Origin of the sequence: Jeotgalibacillus sp. ET6 (assembly GCF_029667115.1) — a bacterium.
In the GTDB taxonomy this organism is placed as follows: domain Bacteria; phylum Bacillota; class Bacilli; order Bacillales; family Jeotgalibacillaceae; genus Jeotgalibacillus.
Window position 1 is genome coordinate 279467 of record NZ_JARUIU010000003.1, and the last position, 11976, is coordinate 291442.

14 protein-coding genes and 2 pseudogenes are annotated in these 11976 nt (G+C 40.1%); 3 read left to right on the forward strand and 13 right to left on the reverse strand.

Annotation, left to right across the window (positions count from 1 at the left end):
- Window positions 1-9 precede the first annotated feature (9 nt).
- The 9 genes and pseudogenes from P6709_RS10180 to P6709_RS10220 all read right to left on the reverse strand — a co-directional run bounded on the left by P6709_RS10180 (window position 10) and on the right by P6709_RS10220 (window position 7148).
- Window positions 10-174 (reverse strand): hypothetical protein, encoded by a 165-nt coding sequence (locus P6709_RS10180; protein ID WP_278240815.1) that lies wholly within the window; start codon window positions 172-174, stop codon window positions 10-12.
- Window positions 171-1040 carry an alpha/beta fold hydrolase gene (locus tag P6709_RS10185; RefSeq protein ID WP_278240816.1) on the reverse strand — a complete coding sequence of 290 codons (870 nt, stop codon included), beginning with the start codon at window positions 1038-1040 and terminating at the stop codon, window positions 171-173. Before P6709_RS10185 ends, P6709_RS10180 begins: the two co-directional genes overlap by 4 nt.
- 59 nt (window positions 1041-1099) lie before the next feature.
- Complete coding sequence (locus P6709_RS10190) at window positions 1100-1573, reverse strand: DinB family protein (protein ID WP_278240817.1); 474 nt, start codon at window positions 1571-1573, stop codon at window positions 1100-1102.
- A 213-nt stretch (window positions 1574-1786) separates the two neighbouring features.
- Entirely contained in the window at window positions 1787-2881 is a 1095-nt protein-coding gene (locus P6709_RS10195; RefSeq protein WP_278240818.1) for a GerAB/ArcD/ProY family transporter, read from the reverse strand.
- Window positions 2881-3051, reverse strand: a complete 171-nt coding sequence (locus P6709_RS10200) for a hypothetical protein (protein ID WP_278240819.1) — start codon at window positions 3049-3051, stop codon at window positions 2881-2883. The genes P6709_RS10195 and P6709_RS10200 overlap by 1 nt, the downstream gene beginning before the upstream one ends.
- Window positions 3038-4249 (reverse strand): Ger(x)C family spore germination protein, encoded by a 1212-nt coding sequence (locus tag P6709_RS10205; protein ID WP_278240820.1) that lies wholly within the window; start codon window positions 4247-4249, stop codon window positions 3038-3040. Before P6709_RS10205 ends, P6709_RS10200 begins: the two co-directional genes overlap by 14 nt.
- Entirely contained in the window at window positions 4246-5736 is a 1491-nt protein-coding gene (locus tag P6709_RS10210) for a spore germination protein (protein WP_278240821.1), read from the reverse strand. The genes P6709_RS10205 and P6709_RS10210 overlap by 4 nt, the downstream gene beginning before the upstream one ends.
- A 325-nt stretch (window positions 5737-6061) precedes the next feature.
- Window positions 6062-6259 (reverse strand): annotated as a pseudogene (locus P6709_RS10215) (D-lyxose/D-mannose family sugar isomerase); the annotation flags it as partial.
- A 19-nt stretch (window positions 6260-6278) separates the two neighbouring features.
- Window positions 6279-7148 (reverse strand): annotated as a pseudogene (locus P6709_RS10220) (SDR family oxidoreductase).
- A gap of 261 nt (window positions 7149-7409) precedes the next feature.
- Here P6709_RS10220 and P6709_RS10225 point away from each other — a divergent pair.
- Both P6709_RS10225 and P6709_RS10230 read left to right on the forward strand, forming a co-directional pair.
- Window positions 7410-7595 (forward strand): hypothetical protein, encoded by a 186-nt coding sequence (locus P6709_RS10225; RefSeq protein ID WP_278240822.1) that lies wholly within the window; start codon window positions 7410-7412, stop codon window positions 7593-7595.
- 618 nt (window positions 7596-8213) lie between these two features.
- Window positions 8214-9296 carry a peptidyl-alpha-hydroxyglycine alpha-amidating lyase family protein gene (locus P6709_RS10230; protein WP_278240823.1) on the forward strand — a complete coding sequence of 361 codons (1083 nt, stop codon included), beginning with the start codon at window positions 8214-8216 and terminating at the stop codon, window positions 9294-9296.
- A 118-nt stretch (window positions 9297-9414) separates the two neighbouring features.
- Here P6709_RS10230 and P6709_RS10235 read toward each other — a convergent pair whose 3' ends face one another.
- The 3 genes from P6709_RS10235 to P6709_RS10245 are packed head-to-tail and all read right to left on the reverse strand — an operon-like array spanning window position 9415 to window position 10684.
- Complete coding sequence (locus P6709_RS10235; protein ID WP_278240824.1) at window positions 9415-9927, reverse strand: hypothetical protein; 513 nt, start codon at window positions 9925-9927, stop codon at window positions 9415-9417.
- Between the two features lie 46 nt (window positions 9928-9973).
- Window positions 9974-10198 carry a helix-turn-helix domain-containing protein gene (locus P6709_RS10240; protein ID WP_278240825.1) on the reverse strand — a complete coding sequence of 75 codons (225 nt, stop codon included), beginning with the start codon at window positions 10196-10198 and terminating at the stop codon, window positions 9974-9976.
- A gap of 9 nt (window positions 10199-10207) precedes the next feature.
- On the reverse strand, window positions 10208-10684 hold the full coding sequence (locus tag P6709_RS10245) for a DUF2975 domain-containing protein (RefSeq protein WP_278240826.1): 477 nt from the start codon (window positions 10682-10684) through the stop codon (window positions 10208-10210).
- 205 nt (window positions 10685-10889) lie between these two features.
- Here P6709_RS10245 and P6709_RS10250 point away from each other — a divergent pair, with 205 nt between their 5' ends.
- The gene (locus P6709_RS10250) at window positions 10890-11591 is read left to right on the forward strand and encodes a DUF5694 domain-containing protein (protein ID WP_278240827.1); all 702 of its coding nucleotides are present in this window, start codon (window positions 10890-10892) and stop codon (window positions 11589-11591) included.
- A 42-nt stretch (window positions 11592-11633) separates the two neighbouring features.
- Here the strand turns inward: P6709_RS10250 and P6709_RS10255 are convergent, their stop codons facing one another.
- Window positions 11634-11846, reverse strand: coding sequence for a hypothetical protein (locus P6709_RS10255; RefSeq protein ID WP_278240828.1), 213 nt, complete (start codon window positions 11844-11846; stop codon window positions 11634-11636).
- Between the last annotated feature and the right edge of the window lie 130 nt (window positions 11847-11976).

The window sequence follows — 11976 nt, forward strand, 5'->3', positions numbered from 1 at the left end:
TAACGCATTTTAAATCCTTCTCTTCCAATCTTCATAAAAATTCTCAAGCGTAGCATGAATGGCATTCAACGATAACAAAACCAAAAACAGCATCATCACTGTTGCGATTTCTTCTGTGAAAATGGCGATGATAGCAATAACGATAATCCAAAAATAAAACCAAAATTTGCTCACTTTGTGATCCTTCTCTCTATTCTTTTGTCTGCACCTGCATACTTTTTTACCACTTCCTTAAAGGCATCTTTCTCTTCAAGAAATGGGTAATGTCCACTCCGCTCAAATATATGTATATCAGCAAATGGAATTAACTCGCTCATTTCGATTGAAAACTCTACGGGGCACTGTAGATCCTGTCTGCCGCATAGAATAGTCGTCTTTGCAGAAACCCTGTGTAATTGCCGGGTCACATCAAAAATTAACTGCTCTCTACTAAAAAAGTTTAATCTTCTTCCTGATATTTTTTTTGTGATATTTTGGGCAAAATACGAATCGTAATTTTGAGGAAGCACTAAACTTAATTGTGTTCGTTCCTTTGTTAATGCTTTTCTTTCCGCATCTTCCAAGTTTTTATCTTTTAACTGCTCGATTAACTCCTGCATTCGTTTAAAATCCTGATGTTTTTCATTATAAATACACTGACTCGATGATGTATATTTTCTCGCAGCAGCACCTGTAAGAACCAGGCGTGTTAATGAAGGGGAAAAATGAATTCCATATAAAACACCGATCATTCCTCCCGTTGAATGCCCGGCAAACGTCCATGAAGGAAAGCCATACACTTTCCTAATTTCTTCAAGATCCAACACAGCATCCACTATACTTAGCTCATGTGGATTCTTTGCCTTGTCAGAGTTACCTGCTTCTTTCAAGTTTACTAGAAACACTTTGTTTTGATCTGAAAAGGTGTCCGCAAAATAATCCCCTGACTCGTTAAACTCAGAATAATGGTGTGTTACACAAACAGGATCGCCTCTTCCTTTAACGAATACCTCAAATTTGCCACGCGTGGTGCTGATCATCTCTTGTTTCCAACCTGACAACACATTGTCCTCCTTAAGTCTCTTGCTAAGTATTTACTTTCACACTGCAGCTCTTTTATTTATTTTCCAAACAGCCCTCTTCCAATCAGGTTGGCCGATACCGGTTTACGTTCAAGCTCACGCGACCAGATGGACAGCTGGCCGATATGATGAATTTCATGCGCAATCACATGACGCATTACTTCTCCGTAGGTAAAGCCCTCATCTTCTTCATCCGGCACCCTAAGCCTGAGCGTCTCCATATCAGCTGTCCACTCTCTTACAAAAGGCTCAACATGTTTGTGAAACTCATTTGATAATCTCCTGACTTTCTCCAAACTGCTGTATTCTTCAAAAGGCGGTTCCTCTACTCCAGGATTTCCTTCCAGCTCCTGCAGCCAGCTGTATTCTGTTTCTACAATATGAAAAAGAGTATACAAAATGCTGCCGATTCCTCCCGTTCTTTCTTTTAAAAGCTCCTCCTCCGGAACAGTTTCACACCAATCAAACCACTCTTCACGCACCTGCCAGTTGTATTCAAACAGCTTTCGCATACGAAACCTCCTCATTAATCATTGTCTTTTCTTCTATTCCCTAACAACTGGTAAAATCCCTTTTTTCTTTTGCTATATTCTCTTAAATTCACCGTTGTAAAAGAAAAAACAGCACCTGCAAATCTCCGAAGCTTTTGTTAAAGTTTCATCGGATTCAAGTGCTGTTTCTGATTTTTATTTTAAATGGTTATAGACCTAACTTTTCTGCTGCCCCTAAGAATTAAAGCTTTTTTGTTTGTTTCTAATTAAACCGATTAGAAGAACAACTATGACCAGACAATAAAGAGTAAACCAGTACATCGTCCAGCTTGTCGTTACGAAGTTACCGAAGTCCATCACCGTCTTGTGAAGGTGGTTGCTCATTGCCCAAATTAAGATGCCAATTGGGATAAGATAGGGACGGTATGTTTTGGAACCTGATACATGCTTTAGTCCCATCATAACCACGAGAAAGCATACACCGATTTTGAAGAACAACCCGATCAACCATGCGATGGCAAGCAGGATTTCAACTCTTTCGAAAATTATAAGGAAATCAATATCCCTTAAGATTGAAAACGTTGGGTACGTTTGTCTTGATGCTAGATAGGCTCCCTCATTTCCAATGATGATAAATACCGTTATCACTAATAATAGGCCGCCCGCAGCAATACCAGATAAGTAAGTACGCATCAGCTTTTCTTTTTTCTCCACATATTGAAAAAAAGAACCTATTATCAATACTTCAATAAAAGGAAAGCCCAGGGTGCTATAGGCACCGTGAAAAACTTCTGAAGGTGCTGAATGAAAGATGGGCTTAAGTTCAAAGAAGGAGAAATCCTTGGTTATTAAAATCAGTGAAAAAAGCGTGAGAAAAATGGCAATTGGGAAAAGTAAATCATTCAATAGAAACAAATTTTTCATGCCTAAAACTGCTGAATACATGACAATGATGATAATTGGAATTTGATACACCCAAGGGTTGGAGTAGGGAATCACGCTCGCTATCATAAAGTTGCTTAAATTTCTTAGAACCAAGGCAGCCAGGTGGAGAGCGTAAAAAATAATCAATAGGTTTATTAAAGTACCAATCCATCTTCCTGCTGCTCGATTCATTAATTCGAATAATGAAGGATAGTTATACTTTTTTAAAAGGAAAAGATAAAGCGCGTTCAACATCAGCCCTATAATTAAAGCAAGCAGCATCGATATCCATCCATCTTGTTTTGCTGCGATGACGGTGATGGCAGGCGCCATAATAATCGAGCTGAATATGATGAAAACAACAACTATCATAAACAATTGACGTTTTGTGATTTGAGTATTCATCATGAACCTCCGAACATGTCGTAGTATATAGGTTCAAAGACAGCCTTAAGCCCTTCAGTAACAGGGAAGACCGGCTGATTATAAAGATAACCGAGCATATAGACGAAGGAAAATAGCCATACACAGGTGATAATAAGCTTTTCTTTCGGCTTTCGTTTATTGTCCTTCATTGTTATCCACCCTCGCACCAGGAGACTCCAGATAAAAGTTTACATCCATTTCAATCACCATGTTTTCATACAAACTACTCCAGTCGTCCTTCATTTGTTTCCACTCATTGGGTTGATTTTTGGATAACAGGTTCTTTATCCCATAATAATCCAACTGGGATTCTTTGGCATTTGTAACGGCAGTTTGTATCGTGTTTTTCATTTCCTCGTTAATGATGGTTTGTAATTCATTAACTCCTTGTTCAGTGGATAATTTAATCGTGCAGGCCATTCCTTGTAAATTAATATGTCCCTCTAATTCTATGGAATAATTCAATTGTTCATCAACGATCTTCGGTTGTGCTTTAACTTCTATTTCTTTGAGTAAAAAACCTATGGTTCCCTGTCCATCAGGGCATTTCACCATATAGGATTTTACATCTTTTGATTCTTTGGTAACAATAGCCCAAGCAATCGAATCTTTCATTGAGAGCCAGTCCACTAAGTAGTCTTTATCAAATAAAGCTAATCCCGTTAATCGCAGTGAACTTTTGTTCCCTTCGATTTCATTCAAAACTTCTGTATTCGTTGAGCTTTCCTGCTTATTTACTTTTTCGACCCCCATTACCACCGGATCCCTGTCGTCACCGAACCTCCATCTAATGGTATTTTCAAGTGTAGTACCATCTTTTAAACTTAGAGTTCCTCCCGTTACTTTTGTGAGACTTTCTATATTTTTAGTGGAGGAGGTATCTAGCGGTGTAAATGTATTTAATATTGCAGCAGCTGTCGTCTCTTTAATGATGAAAAGTAAGTAACTATCTCTAAGTTCATAATGCCTCTCAAGAAAATCGGAAACTTCATGAATTCCACGTTCTCTCGCAAATTCTTCGCTAATGAGGAGTGAAGACATATGAGAAAAAAACAGCTTTCTTGATAATATGTCACTTGCGTTAAATACGGCTTCAATGATATCTTCACCTTCACTTTCAAAGGTATAGCTCTGAGCTTGACTGGCTCCGCCTCCCCCAGCATCCCCGCCAGCTTGAGCTTTAGGGTTTACCGCTTGAAATGTGACGATGACTGTATTATTTTCTCCTACATCTACCCCCATTCCTGTTAGAATCAGCAGCTCGTTCAGCTCATTCCGCCCACTGCAGCCCCCTAAGAGAAGTAGACTAGTTAAAAAGATAATGGAGTAAAATTTCATTTTAATCATCCCCCGTTTCTTCCCTCTTTACGTTTGCTCCACCAAAATGGAAAACGTAAAAGGGTATCCTTCTGCTTTTTCAAAGAAAAAGGAGCGAAAGGAACCATATACGGTTGTCCCAATGATTTTAATGAAACAAGATGGATGCAAATGATCATCGTAAAGATAAACATCCCGAAAATACCTGCAGAAGCTGCGAACAGGATTAATAAAAAGCGCAGCATACGAACTGAGCCTGCAAGGGAATAATAAGGGTTGGCAAAGCTTGATATCGCTGTAAGAGATACGACAATGACGATAGCTGGAGACACTAACCCCGCTGAAACTGCGGCTTCTCCAATTACAATGGCACCAACGATCGATACAGCAGGTCCGATTGGTCTGGGCATACGGATCCCGGCTTCTCTAAGAATTTCAAAAACAGCTTCCATTATCAGCGCTTCCATGAGGGCTGGAAATGGAAGCCCCTCTCTCTGAGCAGCTAAGCTGATTAACAGATCCGTTGGAATTAATTCCTGATGGTACGTTGTAAGTGCAACAAAAGTCGCTGGCAGCGCAAAGGCGATCCAAAAAGCGGCAAAACGAATGAGACGTAAAAATGATGATAAATCAAAACGATTGTAATAATCCTCTGCGGTCTGAAAATACGAAATTAGTGTGGCCGGCCCGATTATAGCAAAAGGAGTTCCTTCCATCATAATGGCTAACTTGCCTTCAGTAAGGGCCGAACAGACAACATCCGGTCTTTCGGTATCTACCAGGGTAGGAAAAGGCGAATATCCCTTATCTTCAATCATTTCCTCCAGCATTCCCGTTTCGAATACCTCTTGCGCTTTACAGTCAGTGATTCTCTGAAAGGCGACTTTCAAAGCATCTTCGTTCACCAATCCTTCAATATACGTGACGATGACAGTCGTTTGGGTGACTTCACCTACGATAAATGTTTTAAATCTTAATTTAGGATTCGTAATCCTTCTTCTGATTAACATCGCATTAACCGAAAGCGTTTCAACAAACCCTTCCCTCGGTCCTCTGACCATCGTTTGAGAACTTGGTTCTTCAATGCTTCTCGTTTCCCAGCGCTGATCTGAAATCAAATACGCCTCTGTTCCCGCATGAACAAATAAAATGACATGACCTCTCAGAAGAAATTGAAGCACTTCTGAGAATTCAGTTGTAAATTGTAATTTTTTTGGAATTTGAATGTGCTGTTCAAAATCTTTAATTAAAACGTCTTCTGCAGCGTCATTTTCTTTAAACCACTTCATCAGTGGAAGAATCACGTTCAATTCAATGTCTTCCACACTGATCATTCCCTCGATGTAACAGATAGCGAAAGCAGTGTTTTTAAACGAATATATTTTACTAGTAAAGTCAAATGGCTCCCCAAGAGATTGTTTGATTTGATTGATGTTTTGTTCCACATCTTTAGAGATGACCAGGCTGCCGTCTGTTTGCTTAGAAGGGGATGTATTGTTCGAGCGGTTCCTTCTCATAGACATCCTCCTGACCCTTTTTTAACCATTGTGCCCTGTTAAAAATAAATTCATACTAATTAAAATCATTGAGCATTCTAATAGAAATGGGAAAAAGATATATAGAAGCATCGCTTTTGAATTCACTATCCCTGCTCTTTCCGCAGTAATTTATGATTCTCTGAATGTGTTCTACATTTTTTTCATTTATATTGGAATTCCCCTGCTTTCTTATTCACAAAAAGCATGTTTAAATTTCCATAAATGATTTGAATTTTTATCAGCAGTTTGAAAGAGAAGTACAACGAACCCCCCTTCACCATTGAAGGGGGGTTCTGATTTCGCATTAAATTCCCGGATGGGTAAATACATCATGACCGTCTGTGCTAGGAGAAGAATATTCAGCTGTTACGGCGCCTGCTTCTCCAGCCTGAAACCAGTGTCTGGTATTTGGAGGGATCGTGTATTGATCGCCGGCCGTCAGCACAACTTCATGGGCTGCCGTAAAATACGCTTCCTCTCCTTTGGGTGGACGGACTTTTGGCTCCTTCCCCTCTGCAAGCTTAAGATGATGTGAACTGGCCACCGTTGACATGAATGCATTGTCCTGTCATATAAGAGCCTTCATCGGAAGCAAGCAGTACATACGGCCCCATTAGTTCAGCCGGCTGTCCCGGGCGTCCCATTGGATTGTCTTGACCGAATTCAGCCACCGATTCTCCATCAAACGTAGACGGAATTAATGGCGTCCAGATCGGACCTGGTGCAACCATATTTACACGAATACCTTTTTCCACAAGATTTGCTGCCATGCTGCGTGTGAAGCCGACAATTGCACCTTTTGTAGAAGTATAGTCAATCAAAGTAGGATTCCCTACATATGGATTAATGGACGTTGTATTAATAATGGAGCTTCCCTATTTTAAATGAGGGATCGCAAATTTTGTCATGTGAAAAACAGAGTACATATTCGTTTTAAAGGTTTTATCCCACTGTTCAAATGAAATATCCTGAATATCTTCAGTTGGAAATTGGATCGCTGCATTATTAATCAGAATATCGAGCTTGCCAAAGTGCTCAACCGTTTGGTCGATTAAATTTTTGCATACCGCTTCCTCTGACACGTCACCAGGAATTAACAGGCACTGAACCCCTTCTTTTTCAATCAGGTTTTTCGTCTCGTCTGCATCGCTTTGTTCCTCTTCAAGATAGTTAATAGCGAGATTTGCGCCTTCTTTTGCGTAGCCGATTGCTACAGCCCGGCCAATTCCGCTGTCGCCACCTGTAATCAATGCCACACGGCCGGCAAGTTTATTGCTTCCTTTATAGTTAAGCGGCTGAATCGGACGAGGGTCCATCTTGGATTCAATCCCCGGCTGCTTTTCCTGCGTCTGGTTTGGCTGGCCATTTTGCTGCTGTTTTTGAATATCCATCGTTCATCGCTCTCCTTTTTAATCAATTTACTGTTGGTTTTATTTCGTCGACAGTATTCTTTTCCTCATACAGAAAGTTGTAAAAATATGTAAGCGCCTGCACCTGGATATTTTTCATTACGAGGAATAATTTCCCTTAAGAAGCATACATCTTACTCGTTTAATAGAGAAAAATACATAACGTATATATTTCTTTTTTCTCACAATTTGAACATAAATGTTCTGCTCACTCATACACTCTACAAAGAGGAGGAGATGACAATGGACAAATTCATTTTTCTGCTGCTCGCTGGTATTATCGCCGGTTTCGCATTATTAAGGGTTCCTTTAGCCGGAACATTCTTATCCAGCCTCATACCCGTTTTTAACTGGATTGCAATTGTTGCTATCATCGTATTTTCTCTTTACTTGATCTTTAAAACTTTTATGGCTATTTTGGGGAAATAAAAAAATCCGGCTCAGGTTATACTTGAGCCGGATTTTTTATGAGCTTTGGAAAAATTATCTCAGGCTCTTTGACCCGTTCATTTTCTTCATGCCGACGCTTCCAGAGAGATTCGATCTTGACGTGACCTGTAAAATCTTAAATTCTTGCCATTTCCTGTTGAGCTTCTTCTTCCGCTCCGCTTTACTCAATTTTAAAAAAAGATTTTGCAAATTGTACCATGCAATGTAATTTACCTCGTTTATACTTCCATCAATTTCTCGAACAACTATTCCTAGATCTTGCGTAATGATGTGTTTTTTTGAGCATAATATTCATACTCACGATTCCGCCGACAACTAACTTCTAGAATCTTTTATCTCCATAGAAATAGGAGTGGTGATCTCTTTTACCATGCGCATTACAGCTGCTAATGATTGTAAAATTAGTTCCAGGAGAGAGCAAACAAAAAACAGGTCACAGTAAGCCTCAAAACCTATATTTAAATACCACCAGGGAACCTTCCTTGGAGCCCGCTTGAAAAGTAAAATGGAAATAGGCTAGGATTGAAGAAAATGTTAAATATTTTTATAATTTAACCTCTTTAATGAGCACTCTATATTTGTTAGAGGATTACCAATATGTTTAAAAAAACGGTGTTACTGCTAACTGGACTTAGCTTGATAGGACTAATCGTTTGGTTCAGTCAGGGAGGATCAGAAGTCATTTTTAAAGAAAAACCGGTGAAAATTTCAAAATCTGAATTATATACAGGCGAAGTACTTTGGCCCAAATCAGAAGAAGATAAAGATGCAGCTGGGGAAGCAAGTGGAGTTGCAGTGAACTCTAAAGGAGATATTTATTATTTCCACAGAGCAGATGGAGAGTACAGCGGAGAGGACTATATTGAAGAACCTACTATAGTCGTTTTGGACGGAGAGACAAAGGAAGTTAAAAGAACATGGGGAGAAGGGTTATTTAAATCTCCTCACGGACTTGAGATAGACAGCAAAGATAATATCTGGATGACAGATGTTTCCTTAAACAAGGTATTTAAATTTAGCCCTGAAGGCGAACTTATCCAGACATTCGGAACAGATTACAACCCGGGTACTGAAGTGAGTTTGCGCATTCGAAACGCACTTCCAAATTTCCCCGTTTTAATGGATGAATATACTTTTGCTCGACCAACCGACGTGACGGTAATGGAAGATGGATCTTTTGCTGTTTCAGATGGCTACAGAAACCGAAGAATTGCAAAATTTGATAGGAATGGAAAACTTGAATGGCAGGTCAATAACCTTGGGAATCAGCCCGGAGAACTAAACTTACCTCATGGAATCTCCAGTGACAGCGAAGGTACCATCTATGTAGCCGACCGAAATAATTCTCGTATCCAACTATTTGATAAAAAAGGAAACTATCTTGACCACTGGGACATGTCGGAAATCGGCAGACCATTTGGAGTAGAGGCGGGAACTGATGGTAAAATTTATGTCGTTGATGGCGGTGACTATTTAAACGGTGCCGAGGAAAACCTCACAAGTCAGGTAATTATACTAGATAATAAAGGAAAGATACTAGACCGATTTGGTGACTGGGGAAACAAAGAAGGTCAAATGAAAATCCCACATGATATTGCGGTTGATGAGAATGGGGATCTGTATGTGGCTGAGCTCAAGAATATGAGACTGCACTACTTCAAACAAAGCGCAGTAGAATAGTTAAATTTTGATCCTTTAATACCGACTCCGCTTCATATTAAGCTTCTCCCCTAAAATGGGATTGGTTTCTCTGCAAGCAGAAAATCCGGCTCAGGTCTTATCTGAGCCGGATTTTTTATTAGGAGGGTGCTCCTCCGCTGCTCGCAGCGGCATTTCTTCTTTTTTCAATTGCATTCACCCCCATGACCACTGCAATCAGTTCATCCGTTAAAAGGGATGTTGATTTGTTAATTAGTTCATAGGCAGGAGCCTGAAAGAATCCGTTTACCTTTTTAAATGTGGCCGCTTCTTCCCCGTTCTCATCCACCACACGATACTCTCTTGAAAATGCAGGTGATTCTATTTCAAAACGTCCTCTATCTGTTGTATAGCGATAACTTTTGGAGAAGAAGGAAAAAATCCCTTTTACCTCACCAAGCTCTGTGCCATCCCCCTGTTTGACTAGCCACTTGCCTGATAAGAAAGGAAACCCTCCCTCCACCATCAACTCACCCTCAGCATTTTCTACGTTAACACCAGAAGTGAAGGCGCTTTTTAAATCAAGCACCCCGATCTTTTCTTTCGAACGATTCCAAATATCCTTTCTGCCTGTCGAGAAAAACTGGTCTGAGAAGTATACGGTATTTTCCATGTTTGCCACCACTTTTTACTATTTACGTAAGAGGCTTTTATTGGTTTCAGGATTCTTCCTGTTTTTCTTCGGGCTGGTATTCCAGTAAATCGCCGGGCTGGCAATCCAGCGCTTTGCAGATGGCTTCAAGAGTGGAAAAGCGCACCGCTTTTGCTTTCCCGGTTTTTAAAATAGACAAGTTTGCCATAGTAATGCCCACTTTTTCCGATAATTCCGTTACGCTCATTTTTCGTTTTGCGAGCATTACATCCAGATTGATTACAATCGCCATCTCATCACCTCAAATCGTTAAATCATGTTCAGATTTTAATTTCAGCGCATCTTTTAGCAGTGTTTGAAGAACGGCCGTAAAGGTGGCAATGGTTAAACAAGCAAATAAGATCACCAGACCCACCAATGCAATGCCTGGATGCAGGGCACTCATGATCGCCAACATGACCATGCCTGCTATGTAGATAAGCATAATTGCAAACGCACTTGATTTAATCCGTCCCAATGCAGCGGCTGAAGAGGATGAAAATGCGCGGCGGTCCGCAATAAGATCCAGTAATTTATACGCCTGATACAGCGCAAGAAAAAATGGAACAACGGTCGCATACAGGCCAAATAAAACAGGATATTGCAAACTGGCGAATTCAGGAGCTTGTTGCGCCGCATTCTCCGCTTGCTGCGGAAGCAAAAACATACATAAAAGCAAGATTGTAACAGCGATCGACATAATTGTAGCCTTAAGAAAATGAATTGTCCCCTTTTTCATTCGTTCCCATCCTCGCTATTGATTTTGGGTATAGTATATCTTAAGTTTTATTGATTATCAATAAATATTTATCATTTTTTATTATATATTTATCAAGTGTAGTGATGTGGATGCCGCTTCATCAGTCAGATGGTTATGGTATGCTAATGTGGGGGGAAGAAGTGTAAAAAATGTCTTTATCTTAATTCTGTAAGGAGGAAGTGGGTTGAAAGAAGAAAAAGCTAAGGTCCTTGTCCTTGGAAGTTTTCATATGTCTGAAATTGAAACCCTTCATACTAAGAAGAGACAGACTGAAATTGAGGAAGTCACTGTCCACATTGCACGATTCGCACCAACAAAAATTGCCGTGGAGATGCCAGCAGACAAGAATATGGTATTGAACGAACAATACCATCAATATAAAGCCGGTACCCACAGCCTGGAAATGAATGAGATCGATCAAATTGGTTTTCGCCTCGGTCAGCAGCTCGGTCATAATCAGATCTATGCAGTTGATTGGATGGGAGAGGCTGAAATGGGCTATGGTGAAGTGGAAAAGTGGGCAAAAGAGAACCAGCCTGAGCGTTACAAGGAAATAATGGATGGACTCACCATTCCAGCTTTAACTGAATCCAAAAGTGTAATAGAGTACTACAGGGAATTAAACGACCCAGTCTGGCTTGAGAGTCTGCATAGGATGTATGTTAATTGGGCGCGCATTGGAGATGTAAACTATTATGTCGGCATAAAATGGCTTAGCTGGTGGTATGAACGGAATTTAATCCTCTTTGCTAATATTGCGCGTCTCGCAGAGTTGAAAGAGGACAGAATTTTATTCATAGTCGGTTCCTCTCATTCAGCTATCGTAGCAAATTTTATTAAGGAAAGTGAGCTTTGCGAGATTGTGGAGCCACTTGACTATTTGTGAGGATACCATTTAAAGGGAAGATCAAAGAGAGATCTACAAGTATCACAGATGATTCCTTTTCATTCGATAGCTTCCAATCAACGAAAGTACAAATAAAACCCCGTTCCCTGCAAAAGAAAGGGCGGCGAGTATTTTGGCTGCCGGTGCTTCTTTCGTGAAAAATAAATAAACCGAAAGTGCCAGTAATGCTGCAACGATAACCTGTGAAATCATAAAAACCTGTTTGCTGTTCTTTTGTAAAACCTGTTGAAACAAGAGAACCACTCCTTCCTAATAGGACAAGCTCCAATTATTTCAAACTGAAGTCTGATGTACAAGAGGCGACTGTATGTAAAAACGAGCCTGGGACATAACTCATAAAAGTTTAAAGAATGAGGTTATATTT

Bases quoted from the DNA above. Each gene is read 5' to 3' on its own strand.
- P6709_RS10210 (WP_278240821.1), bottom strand. From the start codon at position 5,736: ATGAGAAGGAACCGCTCGAACAATACATCCCCTTCTAAGCAAACAGAC.
- P6709_RS10190 (WP_278240817.1), bottom strand. From the start codon at position 1,573: ATGCGAAAGCTGTTTGAATACAACTGGCAGGTGCGTGAAGAGTGGTTT.
- P6709_RS10205 (WP_278240820.1), bottom strand. From the start codon at position 4,249: ATGATTAAAATGAAATTTTACTCCATTATCTTTTTAACTAGTCTACTT.
- P6709_RS10240 (WP_278240825.1), bottom strand. From the start codon at position 10,198: ATGGCGATTGTAATCAATCTGGATGTAATGCTCGCAAAACGAAAAATG.
- P6709_RS10230 (WP_278240823.1), top strand. From the start codon at position 8,214: ATGTTTAAAAAAACGGTGTTACTGCTAACTGGACTTAGCTTGATAGGA.
- P6709_RS10200 (WP_278240819.1), bottom strand. From the start codon at position 3,051: ATGAAGGACAATAAACGAAAGCCGAAAGAAAAGCTTATTATCACCTGT.
- P6709_RS10195 (WP_278240818.1), bottom strand. From the start codon at position 2,881: ATGAATACTCAAATCACAAAACGTCAATTGTTTATGATAGTTGTTGTT.
- P6709_RS10245 (WP_278240826.1), bottom strand. From the start codon at position 10,684: ATGAAAAAGGGGACAATTCATTTTCTTAAGGCTACAATTATGTCGATC.
- P6709_RS10235 (WP_278240824.1), bottom strand. From the start codon at position 9,927: ATGGAAAATACCGTATACTTCTCAGACCAGTTTTTCTCGACAGGCAGA.
- P6709_RS10225 (WP_278240822.1), top strand. From the start codon at position 7,410: ATGGACAAATTCATTTTTCTGCTGCTCGCTGGTATTATCGCCGGTTTC.